The sequence below is a fragment of the Undibacterium sp. Ji42W genome (assembly GCF_049340405.1).
Classification (GTDB): Bacteria; Pseudomonadota; Gammaproteobacteria; order Burkholderiales; family Burkholderiaceae_D; genus Undibacterium.
In genome coordinates this window covers 206,531-224,292 of sequence record NZ_JBMPOV010000006.1, presented here as the reverse complement: position 1 = coordinate 224,292, position 17,762 = coordinate 206,531, and the positions used below count along the sequence as shown (strand labels likewise).

Annotated in this window: 20 protein-coding genes; 11 read left to right on the top strand and 9 right to left on the bottom strand. The window is 50.2% G+C overall.

Features of this window, described 5'->3' with window-relative positions:
• Nucleotides 1–11 precede the first annotated feature (11 nt).
• The 4 genes from ACO0LG_RS15045 to ACO0LG_RS15030 form a co-directional block, all read right to left on the bottom strand.
• A complete protein-coding gene (locus ACO0LG_RS15045) occupies nucleotides 12–989 on the bottom strand; it encodes a sulfonate ABC transporter substrate-binding protein (protein WP_423027696.1) in 978 nt (325 codons plus the stop codon).
• 8 nt (nucleotides 990–997) lie between these two features.
• Nucleotides 998–1,984: a sulfonate ABC transporter substrate-binding protein gene (locus ACO0LG_RS15040; RefSeq protein ID WP_423027694.1), complete on the bottom strand. Its 987-nt coding sequence runs from the start codon at nucleotides 1,982–1,984 to the stop codon at nucleotides 998–1,000.
• Nucleotides 1,985–2,110: 126 nt separating this feature from the next.
• Nucleotides 2,111–2,683 (bottom strand): NADPH-dependent FMN reductase, encoded by a 573-nt coding sequence (gene ssuE, locus ACO0LG_RS15035; protein ID WP_423027692.1) that lies wholly within the window; start codon nucleotides 2,681–2,683, stop codon nucleotides 2,111–2,113.
• Between the two features lie 33 nt (nucleotides 2,684–2,716).
• Complete coding sequence (locus ACO0LG_RS15030; RefSeq protein ID WP_423027690.1) at nucleotides 2,717–3,736, bottom strand: sulfate ABC transporter substrate-binding protein; 1,020 nt, start codon at nucleotides 3,734–3,736, stop codon at nucleotides 2,717–2,719.
• A 359-nt stretch (nucleotides 3,737–4,095) separates the two neighbouring features.
• Here ACO0LG_RS15030 and ACO0LG_RS15025 point away from each other — a divergent pair, with 359 nt between their 5' ends.
• Entirely contained in the window at nucleotides 4,096–4,665 is a 570-nt protein-coding gene (locus ACO0LG_RS15025; RefSeq protein WP_423027688.1) for a glutathione peroxidase, read from the top strand.
• A gap of 8 nt (nucleotides 4,666–4,673) precedes the next feature.
• Here ACO0LG_RS15025 and ACO0LG_RS15020 read toward each other — a convergent pair whose 3' ends face one another.
• A complete protein-coding gene (locus ACO0LG_RS15020; RefSeq protein WP_423027686.1) occupies nucleotides 4,674–5,480 on the bottom strand; it encodes an IclR family transcriptional regulator in 807 nt (268 codons plus the stop codon).
• Nucleotides 5,481–5,637: 157 nt separating this feature from the next.
• Here ACO0LG_RS15020 and ACO0LG_RS15015 point away from each other — a divergent pair, with 157 nt between their 5' ends.
• The 3 genes from ACO0LG_RS15015 to ACO0LG_RS15005 all read left to right on the top strand — a co-directional run bounded on the left by ACO0LG_RS15015 (nucleotide 5,638) and on the right by ACO0LG_RS15005 (nucleotide 8,719).
• Entirely contained in the window at nucleotides 5,638–6,600 is a 963-nt protein-coding gene (locus tag ACO0LG_RS15015) for an MBL fold metallo-hydrolase (RefSeq protein WP_423027684.1), read from the top strand.
• A 200-nt stretch (nucleotides 6,601–6,800) separates the two neighbouring features.
• Nucleotides 6,801–8,477, top strand: coding sequence for an FAD-dependent oxidoreductase (locus ACO0LG_RS15010; RefSeq protein WP_423027682.1), 1,677 nt, complete (start codon nucleotides 6,801–6,803; stop codon nucleotides 8,475–8,477).
• A complete protein-coding gene (locus ACO0LG_RS15005) occupies nucleotides 8,477–8,719 on the top strand; it encodes a DUF2783 domain-containing protein (RefSeq protein ID WP_423027680.1) in 243 nt (80 codons plus the stop codon). Before ACO0LG_RS15010 ends, ACO0LG_RS15005 begins: the two co-directional genes overlap by 1 nt.
• Here the strand turns inward: ACO0LG_RS15005 and ACO0LG_RS15000 are convergent.
• A complete protein-coding gene (locus ACO0LG_RS15000; protein WP_423027678.1) occupies nucleotides 8,716–9,336 on the bottom strand; it encodes a TetR/AcrR family transcriptional regulator in 621 nt (206 codons plus the stop codon). The two genes, ACO0LG_RS15005 and ACO0LG_RS15000, sit on opposite strands and share 4 nt — an antisense overlap.
• Nucleotides 9,337–9,627: 291 nt before the next feature.
• On the opposite strand from ACO0LG_RS15000, the gene ACO0LG_RS14995 reads away from it, so the two are divergent.
• From ACO0LG_RS14995 to ACO0LG_RS14965, 7 genes are all read left to right on the top strand, one after another.
• Complete coding sequence (locus ACO0LG_RS14995; protein WP_423027676.1) at nucleotides 9,628–10,929, top strand: NAD(P)/FAD-dependent oxidoreductase; 1,302 nt, start codon at nucleotides 9,628–9,630, stop codon at nucleotides 10,927–10,929.
• A gap of 2 nt (nucleotides 10,930–10,931) precedes the next feature.
• Nucleotides 10,932–11,735, top strand: coding sequence for a DUF1365 domain-containing protein (locus ACO0LG_RS14990; RefSeq protein WP_423027674.1), 804 nt, complete (start codon nucleotides 10,932–10,934; stop codon nucleotides 11,733–11,735).
• A complete protein-coding gene (locus ACO0LG_RS14985) occupies nucleotides 11,732–13,009 on the top strand; it encodes a class I SAM-dependent methyltransferase (protein ID WP_423027672.1) in 1,278 nt (425 codons plus the stop codon). The genes ACO0LG_RS14990 and ACO0LG_RS14985 overlap by 4 nt, the downstream gene beginning before the upstream one ends.
• Complete coding sequence (locus ACO0LG_RS14980) at nucleotides 13,006–13,596, top strand: chalcone isomerase family protein (protein WP_423027670.1); 591 nt, start codon at nucleotides 13,006–13,008, stop codon at nucleotides 13,594–13,596. Before ACO0LG_RS14985 ends, ACO0LG_RS14980 begins: the two co-directional genes overlap by 4 nt.
• Nucleotides 13,597–13,660: 64 nt before the next feature.
• Complete coding sequence (locus ACO0LG_RS14975) at nucleotides 13,661–14,212, top strand: DUF3833 domain-containing protein (RefSeq protein ID WP_423027668.1); 552 nt, start codon at nucleotides 13,661–13,663, stop codon at nucleotides 14,210–14,212.
• Nucleotides 14,209–14,976 carry an SDR family NAD(P)-dependent oxidoreductase gene (locus ACO0LG_RS14970; RefSeq protein WP_423027666.1) on the top strand — a complete coding sequence of 256 codons (768 nt, stop codon included), beginning with the start codon at nucleotides 14,209–14,211 and terminating at the stop codon, nucleotides 14,974–14,976. The genes ACO0LG_RS14975 and ACO0LG_RS14970 overlap by 4 nt, the downstream gene beginning before the upstream one ends.
• Nucleotides 14,977–15,435, top strand: a complete 459-nt coding sequence (locus ACO0LG_RS14965) for a nuclear transport factor 2 family protein (RefSeq protein WP_423027664.1) — start codon at nucleotides 14,977–14,979, stop codon at nucleotides 15,433–15,435.
• Nucleotides 15,436–15,447: 12 nt separating this feature from the next.
• Here ACO0LG_RS14965 and ACO0LG_RS14960 read toward each other — a convergent pair whose 3' ends face one another.
• The 3 genes from ACO0LG_RS14960 to ACO0LG_RS14950 all read right to left on the bottom strand — a co-directional run bounded on the left by ACO0LG_RS14960 (nucleotide 15,448) and on the right by ACO0LG_RS14950 (nucleotide 17,707).
• The gene (locus ACO0LG_RS14960; protein ID WP_423027662.1) at nucleotides 15,448–15,876 is read right to left on the bottom strand and encodes a nuclear transport factor 2 family protein; all 429 of its coding nucleotides are present in this window, start codon (nucleotides 15,874–15,876) and stop codon (nucleotides 15,448–15,450) included.
• A 112-nt stretch (nucleotides 15,877–15,988) separates the two neighbouring features.
• Nucleotides 15,989–17,185 carry a phospholipase effector Tle1 domain-containing protein gene (locus ACO0LG_RS14955; protein WP_423027660.1) on the bottom strand — a complete coding sequence of 399 codons (1,197 nt, stop codon included), beginning with the start codon at nucleotides 17,183–17,185 and terminating at the stop codon, nucleotides 15,989–15,991.
• A 12-nt stretch (nucleotides 17,186–17,197) separates the two neighbouring features.
• Nucleotides 17,198–17,707, bottom strand: coding sequence for a hypothetical protein (locus ACO0LG_RS14950; protein ID WP_423027658.1), 510 nt, complete (start codon nucleotides 17,705–17,707; stop codon nucleotides 17,198–17,200).
• Nucleotides 17,708–17,762 lie beyond the last annotated feature (55 nt).

Sequence of the window (17,762 nt, the reverse complement as noted above, 5' to 3'; positions counted from 1 at the left end):
TACTCTGCGTTTTATGGTTTGGTGCCAGGCGGCAACCACACGGCATCGCGCACATTGACTGCTTTGGGTATCAATTTCTGTTGAAAAAAATTGTCAGCAACTCTTTGCTGTTCATCAATAATGTTTTGGGTCAGATAGACAACGGGTGAGCGTGGCCTGCGTTCCAGAAAGCTGGCGATGGTCGGTTTGTCCAGCCCTGTGCTGGCAGCAATAATGGCGACGGCTTCATCACGGTTCTTTTGCACGAAGGAGTCGCTACGTGTCAGTTCTTCAAACAGCACTTGTATGGCCTTGGGATATTTGTCAGCAAAGCTACGCGCCGATAAATAATGCGACAGGTTGTTCACCAGGCCCTTGCCAGTCGCCAGCACTCTTGGTGCTGCACTTTGTTCAATCGCTGCCCAGTACGGGTCCCATATCGCCCACACATCGACACTGCCGCGCTCGAAAGCAGCGCGTGCATCCGCAGGTGCGAGATAGACTGGCGTAATATCTGACCATTGCAAACCCGCTTGCTGCACGGCGCGCAAGACGTGGTAGTGCGCACTTGATCCTTTTTGAAAGGCGATTTTCTTGCCTTTTAAATCTGCCAGCGTACGGATAGGTGAATCCTGTTTGACCAGAATGGCACTGACACCAGGCTTGGCCGGTTCAGCACCGACATACACCAGATTACTGCCTGCCGCCTGGGCAAAGATAGGTGGCGGCTCACCCGTCGTGGCAAAATCTATGCTGCCTACTGACAAGGCTTCCAGCATTTGCGGGCCTGCAGTAAATTCAAACCAGGTGACTTTGACACCTTTCAATTGTTGTTCCAGCGCCTGCCTGTGCTTCAGCAAGGTCAGGTTAACTGAGCTTTTTTGAAAACCTATGCGTAATTCTTTGGGTAACTCTTTGGGCAAATCATGGGCTGCCGCAAAGCTGGCAACAGGTAGTATGCTGCTGATAGAAAATGCCAGTAACAGACGGCGGATGGAAGACAATCTCATTTTCTGTCTCAGCCCTTGACCGCAAATACGGCATCGCGGATATTGATGCGCCTGGGTATCAGCTTCAAGTCAGTAAAGGTGTCGGCGATGCTTTGCTGTTCCTTGATGACTTGTTCGGTCAGTGGTTTGACGCCAAAACCAAAACGGGAAGTCGACAATTCCACGATGCTGGTTTCCAGCCCGGTTTGCGTGGCCAGTATGCTGGCAACTTCTTTCTGGTTTTTTGCACTCCACTCATCGACCCTGGCCAACTCTTCCAGAACGATGCGCAAGACTTCTGGGCTTTTTTGCGCATAAGGCCGTGCTGCCAGGTAAAACTGATGGTTGCTGACCGCGCCTTTACCATCCACCAGTATTCTTGCACCCAGTTGTTTTTCAGCCGCGGCCAAGAAAGGGTCCCAGATCGCCCAGGCATCAACGCTGCCACGCTCGAATGCTGCACGAGCATCCGCAGGCGGCAAGAAGATGACTTCGACATCCTTGTAATTCAGACCTGCTTTTTCGAGTACCTTGACCAGCAGGTAATGCACATTCGAACCCTTGTTCAAGACTATCTTTTTACCCTTGAGGTCTGCTGCTGATTTCAAAGGAGAATTCTTGGGTACGATGACAGCTTCACCACCGGGAGCTGGTGGCTCATTACCGACATACAGCAAATCTGCACCTGCAGCTTGGGCAAAAATCGGCGGTGCTTCACCTGTCGTACCAAAATCGATGCTGCCTACATTCAAACCTTCCAGCAATTGCGGACCAGCGGGGAACTCTGTCCATTTGACATCCACGCCCAATGCAGCCAGACGTTTATCCAGCGCCCCTGTCCCCTTGAGCACCGTCAGTGTTCCATACTTCTGATAACCGATGCGCAGACTGCCAACTATCTTGTTCTGGGCAAATGCCTTGGGCAAGACCACGCTCAAAGCGGTCGCTGTCAACGCCGACAGGCGGCTCAGGGTAAGACGTTTTTGCTTGCTGGTGATTTGAATTTTGCGACTCATGTTCTGCTTTCATATTTTGGACAAGACTTCCCCCTGCCGGGGTGCCAGCATGAAAGAAAGGTTTTTAGTAAATGATGTTAGAGCACGTCCTTGCGCAGTAATGCTATCGGGACTGTTTTGCCAGGGTCAACATGGTAAAACCACTTCTGCCTCTGCATGCACCGGTGGACGCAAAATACTCAGGCTATCGAGCAAGAGTTGTACACCATCTTCTACGCGGTTTTGTATCGCTGCATCAAGTTGCAGGCCATGCAGATCTGACCAGGTGACTTGCGCATCTGTCGCATAAATACTGGGCAGGACATGGCGTGCCGACAAAGATGCCAACACGGGTCGCAGACCATAATCAAGTGCCAACATGTGTGACTGGCTGCCGCCAGTTGCCAGCGGCAAGACCAGCTTGCCGCTTAAACCATCTTGCGGCAGGATATCCAAAAAACTTTTCAACAAACCGCTATAAGCCGCTTTGTAGATGGGCGTTGCAATGACGATGGCATCGGCCTTCGCCAGCAAGCTTTTAGCTGCGGACAATTCCGGATCAGAAAAGTCGGCATGCATTAAAGCCTGAGCAGGCAAGTCCCTGACATGCAGACTACTGGTACGCTGCCCTTGTTCGTTGAGCTTGATACCCACATGATTCAACAAACGGGCTGAACGTGAGGGAGAAGAAGGACTTCCCGATAGCAGTAAGATGCGCATTTTCTTGCCTCCTGTTTTCCTGGATCAGGAAATTTATTTTTTATTTGGCTGGTAGATTTGATCGAAAATGCCACCATCAGCAAAATGCTCTTTTTGTGCCTTGGTCCAGCCACCGAAAGTGTCGTCGATGGTGAACAGTTTCACTTTAGGGAATTGTGCTGCATATTTTTTCGAGGCTTTTTCAGTCGTCGGACGGTAGTAGTTTTTAGCGATGATGTCCTGGCCCTCATCAGTATACAAATAGTTCAGGTAGGCTTCGGCCACTTTGCGGGTGCCACGGCGGTCGGCTACTTTGTCAACCACGGCGACAGAAGGCTCAGCCAGGATACTGGTCGATGGGGCAACGATTTCAACCTTGTCCGGGCCCAGTTCCTTGATGGCCAGCAGAGCTTCGTTTTCCCAGGCTAGCAAGACATCGCCTATGCCACGCTCAACAAAAGTAGTGGTTGCACCGCGCGCGCCGGAATCAAGTACCGGTACATTTTTATACAACTTGGCCAAAAACTCTTTTGCCGTAGCTTCGCTACCGCCCGGCAATTTCAAAGCATAGCCCCAGGCAGCCAGATGGTTCCAGCGTGCGCCGCCAGAAGTTTTTGGATTAGGTGTGATCACTGAAACACCTGGCTTGACAATGTCAGCCCAGTCCTTGATACCCTTGGGATTACCCTTACGCACCAAAAACACAATGGTAGAAGAATAAGGTGAAGCATTGTGAGGGAGACGTTTTTGCCAGGCTTTGTCGAGCAAGCCTTTTTCTGCCAGCGCATCAGTGTCATAAGCCAGCGCCAGTGTCACTACGTCAGCATCCAAGCCATCGATAACAGCACGCGCCTGCTTGCCAGAACCACCATGCGATTGTTTGATGGTGACATTGTCACCGGTTTTGGTTTTCCATTGTTTGGCGAAAGCCTGGTTGACTTCCTGATATAACTCACGGGTTGGGTCATAGGAAACATTAAGCAAGCTGACATCTGCTGCTACTGCGACAGATGACAATACGGTAGCGAGGCTTGCTACGATTGTCGTTGCGAAGATTATCTTTTTGATCGTCATCTCTAAGTCCGGGTAAATAATAATTTTTATGAGGAGTACAGGATAAAACGGTCCTATATAAATTAAAACGAAGTGTTTCGATGTTTTATATATGTTTTTGGCATATGCCGACATCCATTGTTAAAAAATAAAATCTCAACTCAGAGGAAAGAAAGCTATCTTGCAAGATACCTTCGTTACGCAAACGAGCGGCACAGAGTTGCACAGGGAAATTCGATATACATATGATACTGTTTCAGTATCCTGTATCTTTATTACGCTATTTGAGCAGCCCATGGGTATTCTCAAACATTAGTCTTCGATCTACATATTTGCTCAAGACTGCGCTAAGATGACATTCTCTTCTACAGGAGTTAGCCATGTTGCGACGCACACCAATTCAAGTTGCTGTTTTTCTGGGTTTGATTACTTGCTCACTGGGAGCGTGGGCGGATACCAGTGATGCCTGCCCGGCGGTGCTGAACCATAAATTCAAGCGTCTGCAAGATGAAGCGCCACAAGACCTTTGCCAGTACAAGGGCAAGGTTGCGCTGATTGTGAACACTGCCAGTTATTGCGGTTTTACCAAGCAGTATGAAGGTCTGGAAGCCATGTCTGCCAAATATAACGACAAGGGTTTGGTGGTGCTGGGCTTTCCCTCCAATGATTTTGGCAAGCAAGAACCCGGCAATGACAAGCAAATTGCTGACTTTTGCTTCAATACCTATGGTGTGAAATTCCCTATGTTCAGCAAATCTTCTGTCATGGGCAAGGATGTCAATCCCATGTATGCGCAGTTGATCAAGGCAACGGGCACGACACCGAAATGGAATTTTTATAAGTACCTGATAGACCGCAAAGGCAATGTCGTCGCGGCCTACTCCAGTGTGACCACACCCGATGACAAGAAGCTGGTCGCCGACGTAGAGAAAGCGCTGGCAGCGCAGTAATTCTTGTTCTAAGTATTGGTTACGGACTTGGGCGCATAACCCAACTGATGCGATAAGGCACTGGCACTGGCGCGCAAAGCTCCTGCCAGTTCGCCATTCCAGTCCGTATCAAAACTGCCCTTGGGCCCAGTAGCGGTGATCACCAGACTCAATGCCTGGGCATGATTGAAGACCGGCGAACTGAGGGCATTGATGCCCGGTATGGGCAGGCCCTGTGCCCTTGCCAAGCCCTTCTCTCTTACTTCTGCCAGTATGCTGGCGATATCAGAGGCAGTCATCTGCACACCCGCTTGCCCTATCACCAGTTCATCCTTGAGCTCCCTGGCAATCACTTTGTCGACCAGTGCTTGTGGCAAGAAGGCAGAAAATACCAATCCCGTCGCCGTGCCCAGCATGGACATGAGCGAACCCGCATGCATATTCACATGGATGGGGCGGCTGGACTCAGCGATATACACTACGGTGGGACCATGGCTGCCCCACACCGCCAGCGCCACGGTGTGATCCGTAATGGCTGCGAGGCGGGTGACTTCAGGTATTGCCAGTTTGACGGGTGACATTTGCTGCAGGCTGACCAGTCCCATTTGCAAGGCAAAGGGGCCGAGCTGGTAAGCGCCGGTGGCAGCATCCTGCTCGACCAGACCCAGTTTACCAAAGCTGACCAGATAGGCATGTGCCTTCGAAGCAGGCATGCCACTCTCACGCGCCAGGTCACCCAGGGACATGGCACGGCCAGAGCTGACCAGGGCATTCAGGATCAGGCCGCCAACTTCTATCGCGCCTATACCGCGCCTTTCCTTGTTTTTTTCTGGCATGCCAGCTCCTTCTTTCATTCCCATCTATTTTACTATTAACAAATGCATTTACAAATAACGAATTAATGATTATTCTTAGCGTCTGTCATCTGCTCACTATGAAGCAAAACAACTGAGCACAACAATTCAGCACAACAAACATCTCAGAGGTTACCCCATGAGCACCAAGCAATTTGCCTCCCACGCTGACCTGGAAGAAAAGAAAGTCAGCTTCCAGCAATTATCCGAACATGCTTATGCCTATACGGCGGAGGGTGACCCGAATACCGGCATCATCATCGGTGATGATGCCGTCATGGTGATCGATACCCAGGCGACGCCCATCATGGCGCAAGATGTGGTGCGCCGTATCCGTGAAGTCACTGACAAGCCGATTAAATATGTCGTGATGTCGCATTACCATGCGGTGCGTGTACTCGGCGCCAGCGGCTATGTCGCCGAAGGGCTGGAGCACATCATCGCCAGCCGCGACACCTATGACTTGATCGTCGAACGTGGCGACGCTGACATGAAGAGCGAAATAGGCCGCTTCCCGCGACTGTTCCGTAATGTTGAAAGCGTACCCGGCCTGACCTGGCCGACGATTACCTTCAAGGGTGAAATGTCGATCTGGCTGGGCAAGCTGGAAGTAAAGCTCATGCAGGTGGGCCGTGGCCATACCAAGGGCGACACCATCGTCTGGCTGCCACAGGAAAAAGTCTTGTTCTCCGGTGATCTGGTTGAATTTGGCGCGACACCGTATGCGGGAGATGCCTATTATTCAGACTGGCCACAAACCCTCTCCAATCTGGAAGCGATGAAAGCCGAAAAACTGGTGCCAGGGCGCGGTGCTGCCCTGACCACGCCAGAACTGGTGGCTGCTGGACTCAGTGAAACCCGTTCTTTCATCAGCGACTTGTTTGCCAGCGTCAAAGCGGGGCAGCAACAGCAGCATGACCTCAATACCATCTACAAAAATACTTACACTGCGTTGAAGCCCAAGTATGGCCATTGGGTAATATTCGACCATTGCCTGCCGTTTGATGTGACGCGTGCTTTTGATGAAGCGTCGGGACATGTTGATCCACGGGTGTGGACGGCGGAACGGGACGTGGAGATGTGGAAGAGTTTAGAAGGGTAAGGCCCAGACCTCTCAACAGGTAGGCACATAGGGAGGAAAGACTGCTTGCAGGAAGTCTTCGTTACGCAGGCGAGCGGCATGCCGCTCGAATTCCCTGCTACACCGCAGAGAAAAACAAGAGAAATTCTTTTGTTGTTATAACTAATCATATAACTCTGTGCCTTTTGCTTTCGCTCTAATCGCGCCGCAGGAGTCGCATTTTGCTTAGCACTTATCAATATCAAAAATTTTCTTTCGTGACTCCAGCGGAGTTGCAGACCAAGGAAATCACACGTCGCAAAGTTATTATCGTCGGCGCTGGCCCTGTGGGGCTGGCGGCAGCGATAGATTGCCAATTGCAGGGGCTGGATGTGCTGGTGCTGGATGATGATGATACGGTGTCAGTAGGTTCACGCGGCTTGTGCTATGCCAAGCGGACGCTGGAAATACTCGACAGGCTGGGCGTAGCAGCGGCAGTGCGTGACAAGGGTGTGGAGTGGAATGTAGGGCGTACTTTCTTTCGCAAGGATGAAGTATTTAATTTTAATCTCTTGCCTGCGCCTGATCACAAACACCCTGGCATGGTGAATTTGCAGCAATATTATCTGGAAGATTTTCTGGTGCAGCGGGCGATGGAACTTGGAGTCGAGTTGCGCTGGAAAAGCCGTGTCACTGCGATCAAGAAAGATGAAGAATTTTCTACCTTGCAGATAGCTACCCCGGAAGGTGATTACAGCCTGCAAGCAGACTGGTTGATCGCCTGCGATGGCGCGCGCAGCCCCTTGCGCCAGATGCTGGGACTGGAAGTAGAAGGCAAGGTTTTCATGGATAGATTTTTGATTGCCGATGTCGTCATGAAAGCTGACTTTCCGGCAGAGCGCTGGTTCTGGTTTGATCCTCCTTTTCACCCCAATCAATCAGTGCTGCTGCACCGCGAAGCCGACAACGTCTGGCGCATAGACTTTCAGTTGGGCTGGGATGCCGACCCGGTGGAAGAACGCAAACCCGAAAACGTGATCCCACGCATCAAGGCAATGCTCGGTGATGACAGGGAATTTGAACTCGAATGGGTTAGCGTGTATACCTTCCAGTGCAGACGCATGGAAAAATTCAGCCATGGCCGTGTGCTGTTTGCTGGCGATGCTGCACATCAGGTTTCCCCCTTTGGTGCACGCGGTGCAAATTCCGGCATGCAGGATGCAGATAATCTGGTGTGGAAATTGAAGCTGGTCGTTGATGGCAAGGCACCAGACAGCCTGCTCGCCACTTATTCGGATGAACGTGTCTTTGCAGCCGATGAAAATTTACTGAATTCGACACGTTCTACTGATTTCATCACGCCCAAAAATGCTGTCAGCAAATGCTTTCGCAATGCCGTATTAAGTATGGCACAGGAACATGCATTTGCGCGCAAACTGGTCAATTCCGGAAGATTGTCTGTACCCACAATCTTGTCGGAATCGAATTTGAATACAGAGGACAGCGAAGGATTTGATACAACTCTACAAACGGGGGCACCGTTTGAAGATGGGCCAGTCACTGATAAAAATAAATCCGGTTTCCTGATCGATTATTTGCGACCAGTTTTTCATGGTCTGTATTTTTGCGATGCTGTATCCGATATTTCTGATGCCTATCTGGCCGCGATCAAGGCTTTGGAACAGGAGGCAATTCCAGTAGCCACGATCATCATCAGCAAACAGGAAAGTTCACTTGAGGGTTTCCTGGTCCTGACTGATATAAAGGGTCTGCTGCACCAACGTTATGGTGCAGGCAAGGGCAGCTATCACTTGCTCAGGCCAGATCAGCACCTGGCTGCTCGCTGGCAGCAGTTTGAACTTAACCAGGTACGCCAGGCAGTACAAACTGCCAGCGGCAATTCATCAGGAGTGACATGATGCCTTTGAACCTGCAAGCAAATTTCCATTACCCTGACAAATCGGCGCAACGTGATTACAGTGCGGGCGATGACTTTTATCAACTACTGATAGACACCCATCGAGACCTCAGCGATGAAGCCAGCGCCGCGTTGAATGCACGCTTGATCTTGCTGCTGGCTAATCACATCGGTGATATCAGCATCTTGCAAGAAGCCCTGCGCCTGGCAGCCGACAACAACAAGTCAACTTCAACGCGTTAAGTTTTTCTCGCCTCATTCGACAAAAAACCGCCTATGGTCGCATGCACCATGGCATCCACGATTTGCTCATGCGTCAGGCGCTTGTCGCGCAATAAAAACTCCATGGTCGGATCACAGGCGCGTGAATACAGGGTGTAGACAAGTACATCATCGGGCACCAGTGGCGTCAAAGCGCCCTGCTCCCGTGCTTGCGCTACCAGGGCATAAAAACGCTTGTTCACGCGCAAGGCCACGATCACATAATCGAGATTCAACATCAGGCTGCGCTGCAAGGCCAGGCTGGTTGACGGCAGATGTGGCACCCCACCTTGCAGGCGCAACCGCAAAGACCAGGCCAGGATATGCCTGATCTTGTCTATCGCCTGCATATCTGCGGCTAATGTATCCAGTTCTTTCTGCGTTGCCTTCAAGAGCCGCGTCATGGCTGCCCCTGCCAACTTTTCCTTGGAAGAAAAATGCTTGTACAGGCTGCCTTTGGCTATGCCCACCGCATCAGCGACATCATCCATGGTCATCAAGTCATAGCCTTTTTCTGACAAAAGGCGATTGACGGCATCGATGATGGCTTCTTCCCGCGCATCAAACTGTTGTTTTTTAAAGGGAATACGGATTTCCATTATTTTTTCTGCACAAATAAAAACTTTGTAGTATATTTTGTGACTGACCAGTCACAAAATGAAATTCATAGTCATATTCTAACCCACAATATTTTGTTTACCAGCGAATTTGTGATGTTTGCGCTATGAAATGAGTTGAGTATCAGTCTGACGCAAGCCTGAATCCAAAAGTGCAGGTTTTGCGTATGAATAGATAGTTGATACAGGCGAAGCTCAACATTCAAGCCGCACTTACGTACCATTTTTACAACAAATGTATTTTTAACCATAATTCTTTAGCATAATCAGATTATGAAAATCGCTGTCATCGGTTCCGGCATCTCCGGCCTGTCTTGCGCATACGAGCTTTCTAAAGCAGGACATGAAATCAGCCTGTTTGAAGCCAATGACTATTTTGGCGGGCATACCCATACCGTTGATATCAGCCTTGAAGGCAAAACTTATGGCGTGGATACTGGCTTCCTGGTGTTTAACCATAAGACTTATCCAAATCTGGTGCGTTTGTTTCAGGAGCTGGACATTGCGACCGTCGCGACGGATATGTCTTTCTCGGTCAAGATGCCAGTAGGGAAGAACGGCACACGCATACTAGAATGGGCAGGTGCCAATCTGGACACCGTATTTTCCCAGCGCAGCAATCTGCTAAGCCCCGCTTTTATACGTATGTTGCGCGATATCCTGCGTTTCAATAAACAAACGACTGCGCTGGCAACGACACAAGATCATCCAGACTTCCGACAGCCGCTGGGCAACTTTCTCAACCAGCACAACTATAGTAAAGAATTCCGCGCCTGGTACTTATTGCCAATGGCAGCCTGTATCTGGTCCTGCCCTACCGAAACCATGATGGCTTTTCCGCTGTCATCATTCGTCAATTTTTGCCACAACCACGGATTGCTGCAAGTGAATGACAGACCGCAATGGCAAACCGTAAAAGGGGGCGCGAGGCAGTATGTAGAAAAAATCTTGCCACGGATTGCACACACGCATTTAAAAACCCCGGTATTAAGCGTGCGCGAAAAAGCGCCGGGTGCAATTGCTGTCCAGACTGAACACGGCATCCAGGTGTTTGAGCATGTCGTGTTCGCCAGCCATAGTGATCAAAGCCTGAAGTTGCTGGCCGATGCTGATCTGGCAGAGCGTCAGATTCTATCGTCTGTCAAGTACCAGTCCAATCGTGCCGTGCTGCATACCGATGCCAGTGTGCTGCCGCAAAATAAAAAAGCCTGGTCGGCCTGGAATTATCAAAGTGAAAGTAGCAGTGAGCCACGCGTCTGCGTCCATTACCTGATCAATCAATTACAGCCACTGCCTTTCAAGACACCCGTGATCGTCACACTGAATCCAATTGTAGAGCCTGCAGCAGCCAGCAGCATCGATCGCTTTGATTATTCTCACCCGGTATTTGATGCAATGGCCATCAATGCACAAAACCAGCTAGTCAATATCCAGGGCAGGAGAAACATCTGGTTTGCTGGTGCCTGGACAGGGTATGGTTTCCATGAAGACGGATTGAAATCTGGCTTGCGTGTAGCGGAATGCATACTCGCCCGCGCAGAAGCTGCCTACGAACGCGTGATACGTGCGGCCTGAAAATGCATGAACCCGCTTCCACATCAACTGTTATTTTATGCACCGGCGAAGTGATGCACAAGCGCTTGCGTCCGGCAAAAAATGCTTTTCGCTATGGCGTGTTTTTTATCCGGGTTCCGGTGCGTGACATCAAGCGCATGAACACGCCTGCCCTATTTTCTGTGAACCGCTTCAATGCCCTGGCATTCTATGAACGTGATCATGGCGATGCAAGCCAGCCGCTGGTGCAATGGATAGATGCCTTGCTGCAAAGCGAGGGCATCACTGATGCTGACGGCGAGATTTGGCTGCAGTGTTTCCCCCGTGTGTTTGGCTATGTATTTAATCCGGTGTCTTTCTGGTTTTGTCATCGCCAGGATGGCAGCCTGCGCGCCGTGGTATGCGAAGTACGCAATACCTTCGGTGAAAAGCATTTATACCTGTTGGAAAAAGGCGGCCAGCTGGCCAATGGCGAAGAATTGCAGGCCAAGAAAATATTCCACGTCTCGCCATTTTGCAAAGTAGAAGGCAGTTACCGTTTTCGCTTCATGCAGGCACAACAGGATATTCTCGGACAAGAATCTCTGCACAAAAAACACCTTGCCCGGATTGACTATGCCGACGCCGAAGGTCCGCTACTGCTGACCAGTGTTTCTGGCCGTGAACAGACAATGAGCAATATGCACATAGCCCGGGTCATGTTGCGCTATCCCTTCATGACTATCGGAGTCGTACTGCGCATCCATTTGCAAGCACTGCGCCTGTGGATCAAGCGAGTGCCTTTTATTTCCAAACCTATTCCTCCTACTGAAGAGTTAAGCAGATGAGCAGCCTACATCCTACTTTTGCCAATCGTGAAGCCAGCACCTCTGCAGATGCTGATAAGCATGCCGCACAAAACGCGCCATTGAATAGCAAACACTTTCCGGCGCAAGCCAGGTTTGTGTTGAGCCTGCTGAACAGACTTGAACATGGTTGCCTGACGATACAATTCCCTGATGGGCAAACTGCCAGCTTTGGACATGCCTATGAAGGCTGGCAACATGTCAGCCTCCATTTGAAAAACTGGGAGTTATATCGCGCTGTGCTCAAGTCTGGTGATATCGGCTTTGCCGAAAGTTATATCGCTGGCCACTGGACTACCAGCAGCCTGACTGGTTTGATAGAACTCATTTCACACAATCGCCAGCAACTGGAAAGCGTGATTTATGGAAGTTGGTGGGGCAATCTTATCTACAGACTCAAGCATGTGCTGAACCGCAATTCGCGCACAGGCAGCAAAAAAAATATCCATGCCCACTACGATATAGGCAACGAATTCTACAAACTGTGGCTGGACCCATCGATGACTTACTCCAGCGCGATTTACTCGGGTGAACAAGAACAATCGCTGGAAGAAGCGCAGCAAGCAAAATACCGTCGCATCTTGCACCAGCTGGCCTTACCAGAAAATGCCAAGGTGCTGGAAATAGGGTGTGGCTGGGGTGGATTTGCCGAGATGTCGATACGCGATGCTGGCGCTCACGTCACTGGACTGACGCTCTCTACCGAACAATTACAATATGCCCATGCACGTCTGCACAATGCTGGTCTGCATGCAAAAAGCGATTTGAGGATAGAAGATTATCGTGATGCAAACGGTAGTTATGACGCCATCGCCTCCATAGAAATGTTTGAGGCGGTTGGTGAAGCGTATTGGCCTGGTTATTTTGAATGCTTGCAACGCAATCTGAAACAGGGTGGCCGTGCCTGCGTGCAAAGCATCGTCATTGCAGATGAGCTGTTCGATCGTTACCGCAAGGGTACCGACTTTATACAACAATACATCTTCCCTGGCGGTATGTTGCCATCCATAGAAAAATTCCATGCCATGGCTGAAGCATATGGTATGGAAGTACTGGATACCTATAACTTTGGGCTCGACTATGCACGTACGCTGCTGCATTGGCGCCATGCTTTCATGGAGAAACTGGCGCAGGTAAAGACCCAGGGTTTTGATGATGAATTCTTGCGTACCTGGGAATTTTATCTGGCGTATTGCGAAGCCGGTTTCCGTGCTGAGAGTATCAATGTAACGCAATTCACCTTGAGAAAAAAATGATTTCCTCATTCTCCATGCGTGCGCTGTGTCTGCCATCATGCTTGTCGCTGCTGCTTGCAGTGACTTCGATGACTGTGCATGCCGAGGATAAACCAGCAGGCACGCCACCAGCACATATCAGCGAAGAAATCCCGCAAGCCAGTTTGCAAGGCAGCGGTAGTTTTCGCTGGTTTGGCTTGCATATTTATGATGCGAGCTTGTGGTCTTCAGCTGAAGGCTACAAGCCGGATAGCGACAAGCAGCAAAAGTTTGCGCTGGATCTGGCCTATGCCCGTAATTTATATGGTGGCAAGATCGCCGATGCCAGCATAGAAGAGATTGAAAAACTCAAACTGGGTACGGCAGAAAAACGGGAGCGCTGGCTGGCGCAGATGAAAAAAATTTTTCCCGATGTAAAACAAGGCACACATATTACAGGCATTTATATACCAAATGAAGCAGCCAGGTTTTACCTGAATGGAAAATTGCTGGGCGAGATACACGATGCAGAATTTGCCCAGGCTTTCTTTGCGATATGGCTGGACAAGAAAACCACAGCGCAGAGTTTACGCACCAAGCTGTTAGGTAGTAAAGCCAACGCAAACTGAGCAGATGTCAGCAAAGTTTTACCAGACCAGCACGCCACACCAAACACTCACATCAGGAAATCATATGTTCAAGCAAAGTTACCGATTATTTTTCTGCAGCCTGATACTGTTGCTGACATCCTGTGCCAGTCAATATGACCCTGGTCGCTACCACAATGAAACCCCCAAGCTGGACATGCAAAGCTATTTCAATGGCAAGCTTGATGCCTGGGGCATGTTCCAGGACAGGTCAGGTGCCATCGTGAAACGCTTTACCGTGATCATGGATTGTCAGTGGTCAGGCGATATTGGCACACTCAATGAAGACTTTAGTTATTCCGATGGCAGCAAGCAAAAGCGTATCTGGACTTTGAAAAAAGTGGGCGATGATCAATTTACCGGCACTGCTGCTGACGTGATAGGCGAAGCCAGGGGACAGGTATCAGGCAATACCCTGCACTGGAATTATGTATTGGCATTACCTGTCGACGGCAGTGTTTATAACGTCGATTTTGACGACACCATGGTGCTGATGGACGACAAGGTGATGCTCAACCGCGCCATCATGCGCAAATTCGGCGTTGAACTTGGCAGCGTGACACTCTCCTTCACCAAACGTAGTAACACCTCGCCATGAATCCCGTCATCCACGACTGGCGTGGCAAACGCATCTGGATCATTGGTGCGTCCAGTGGCATAGGTGAAGAAACTGCCAGGCTGTTGCTCACGCTGGGTGCCAGGGTAGCCCTGTCAGCCCGCAAACTGGCGCAGCTGGAAAAAATTGCAGCTGACTACCCAATGGCCGAAGCCATGGCGGTGGATATCTGCGATCATGCCAGCATCATGTCTTGTCATGCAGGTTTGATGCAAAAATGGGGCAGCATAGATCTGGTACTCATTGTTGCTGGTAGCTACAATGAAATGCGGGCGGACAGTTTTGATATGGCCGCAGTCAACCGGCTGATAGACATTAATTTGCGCGGTGTCTATCAATGCCTGGACGTGATCTTGCCAGACATACTGCAGCAGGGAAGTGGCGGCATAGGTATCGTCGGTTCAGTTGCGGGCCTCTCGGGTTTGCCCAAGGCGCTGGTGTATGGGCCGACCAAGGCTGCCATCATCAATTTGTGCGAATCCCTGTACCTGGATGTGCGTCCCAAAAATATAGCGGTATATATGATTAATCCCGGTTTTGTAGAAACCCCGATGACTGAAGGAAATGACTTCAAGATGCCCGCATTGATCAGTGCGCCGGAAGCGGCAGTTGCCATCGTCAAAGGTATGCAAAAAGGAGACTTTCATATTCACTTCCCAAGACGTTTTACGAACTGGTTAAGGCTGGCGCGACTGCTGCCTTATCGCAGTTATTTTTATCTGGTTCATAAAGTAACAGGTTTATAAATGTCTACTACTCATGTACCAGTCCAGGCAGCGCATCAGGCCAGCCTGGATAAGCTCGTCAGCTTCTTTGAATCCATCACACTGGCGGCCTGCCAGGACTTGTCTGGTGTCTATACTGAAGATGCCTATTTCAAAGACCCCTTCAATGAGCTGCGCGGCCTGCCAGCCATCAACCAGGTTTTCCAGCACATGTTTGTGCAAGTTCATGAGCCGCGCTTTCGCGTTACTTCTACGGTGTTACAAGGTGACACCGCTTTTCTGGTCTGGGATTTTTTATTTTCGATGAAAAACTTCAATGCAGCACCGCAATGCATACGGGGTACCACGCATATACGTTTTGCGGAAGATGGCCGGGTGAGCTTTCACCGTGATTATTGGGATGCGGCAGAAGAATTGTATGAAAAGCTGCCCCTGCTGGGCGGCTTCATGCGCTTTTTGAAAAGCCAGGCGCGCAAGTAGTGTGCAAATAGTTTATTTGCCTGCCTTATACGCTGGCAGATATTGCGCCAGCCTCGCGCCCATTTCCTGACCCAGCGCTTGCAAGCCACTCATGGGCCTGACCATGACTTCAAAGTCAACGATCTTGCCATCAGCATCAAAGCGTATCATGTCTATGCCCTTGAGTTGCTTGTCGCCGACGCTGGCACTGAATTCCAGCACGATGTTCAAGCCATCATCAGAAGACAATTCGCGGTGGTAAGTGAAATTTTCAAATACCTTGACGACGGTGCCCAGTATCAATACCACCGCCTGCGCACTGGCATAAGGCTGATACGCCATAGGAGAACGAAAGACTGCATCGGCATGAACGATGGACGGCAAGGCACTCAGGTCTTTACTGGCAATCATGTCATGCCAGGTTTGCAGGGAAGCAGCAACGGCTGCGGGCAGCTTATTCATCGTCATCCTTGATAGTTATCGTCAGCCTGACATGCTCCAGGCTCAATCAGCAAAGGATAATCTTAGACTAAAATTCTGCCCACGGGTATTTTTGCAGTTTTTTTAAATCCATCTACAATTTTGGTTGTATGGACTTGGCGACTTCAGGTGTACGCGATAACAGGCGATTCGACGGACTATCATCGGCACTCATCATGACATTCAAATCAGCGCCGGGTCTGGTGGCAGTAATAGGTTTAATAGTGCCACTGAACTGTTCAGCCAGTTTCTTGTCCACAGCTTCAACCGGTTTGCCATCCGGGTCTTGTTTAGCCGTGATCCCGCGCTCCTCTACCCTGCGGTAAAAGAATTTGTGTTGAGTAGAATCATGGATAACGCTCTTCTCTGGCTCTACCGGCACTTCGCGCTTCGCAATCAATGTAGAGCCCAGGCTGGCATTCAGAAAGCCACTCATCAGATTAAAGTTGCGCGTGGACAGGCCATTGAGTTCATAACCGCCACCAATGTCACTATGGCAGCCAGCAGTCGTCACGCCCAGGAAGCGCTTGTCAGCCGACAAGCCCTGGGGAATGATGTTATCAGCCGGGAACAGGGAGCGGTGCTCGTCACCCGCCTTGATTTGCAAACCGCTGATGACGGAATCGGCTGGCCGCCTGTCCTTGTGCTCCGGCGCGCCAGTCGCAACCGGGTCATACATGGCCAGGGCCTGGGCCTGCTTGCCGGGTTCCTGCAAGGGTGGCGCGGTGAATGTGACCTTGTCCTCTTTCAGGCCCAGTGCCAGTGGATAATTTTCCACTTTTCTGGCATCCGGATTCTGAACACCTCTTTCATCCACCATGCGGGTAAAACCTGCTGCCTGTTCGGCACCACGGCTAAAACCGACAGAGATTACGCTGATCCTGGCATGGGGATTTTCTTGCAACCAGGCGGCAGACTGTACATCAAATTTTTGATACATCTCTTCCAGGCGCTCCTGGTAAGTGCCGCCTGTCGCGCCATCTATCACTCCCTTCAGCCCACCCTGAGTACCCGGCCCTTCCTTATAGTAAAAGGCGATGTTGGGGTTGTCCATCCTGGCGTTTTCGACCTGCTCTTTCAACAGCCCCACATTAGTGATGTGCTTTGGATCTTTGATGGCATCGTTTCCTGTACCGTCAAACAAGGCGACGAATACGCGTGCATCCGGGTTCTTGGCATCATAGAGTTGCGGAACCTCGAAGGCATTGATCTGTGCCTCTGCCTTGGTATAGGTGGCCAGTTGCTCAGGAGTAGCCTGTTTAACATCAACGCCGTCAGATTTATCGGTCATAGGAAATCAAGGTCAAAAGGTCTTGGAAAAGGCCAGTGTCAGATGATCACGGTGCTCACGCGTCTGCTCATCTTTTTCCAGGCGCATCGTCACGAACATATATACATTCACGGTACGGTCGTTCACTTCAATGATGATGTTTGGTTTGCCACCATACACAGGCTCGGATTTATACAGTTTGGACAATTCTTCTGTATGCAGTATTTTTCTGTCTTTGAATATCTCATCAAGATCAAGTGAATATTTGAACGGCGTACCATCCTGAGAGCGCCATTCCATTTCTACCGGGCCTGAAAAGGCATGGTAACTACCCGAGGTACCCCACCTGAAACGACTGACGTCTTCTGGCGTCTTTGCCCTGAATGTCTTGCCAAAGCTGAGTCTGTGCGGTGAGCCTGCATAGACGATATACACATCACTGGCACTGAACACCTTGATATCAATATCGTGTGTCGTAAATTTCAATTCTTCTTCATTTGCCATTGCGCTGGATCCCAATTGTGTTTGTAAGGCGATTGCCATCAAAAATCCTGTAAATCTTCGTTTCGAGAATTTCATGTCTTACCCGATTTGCATG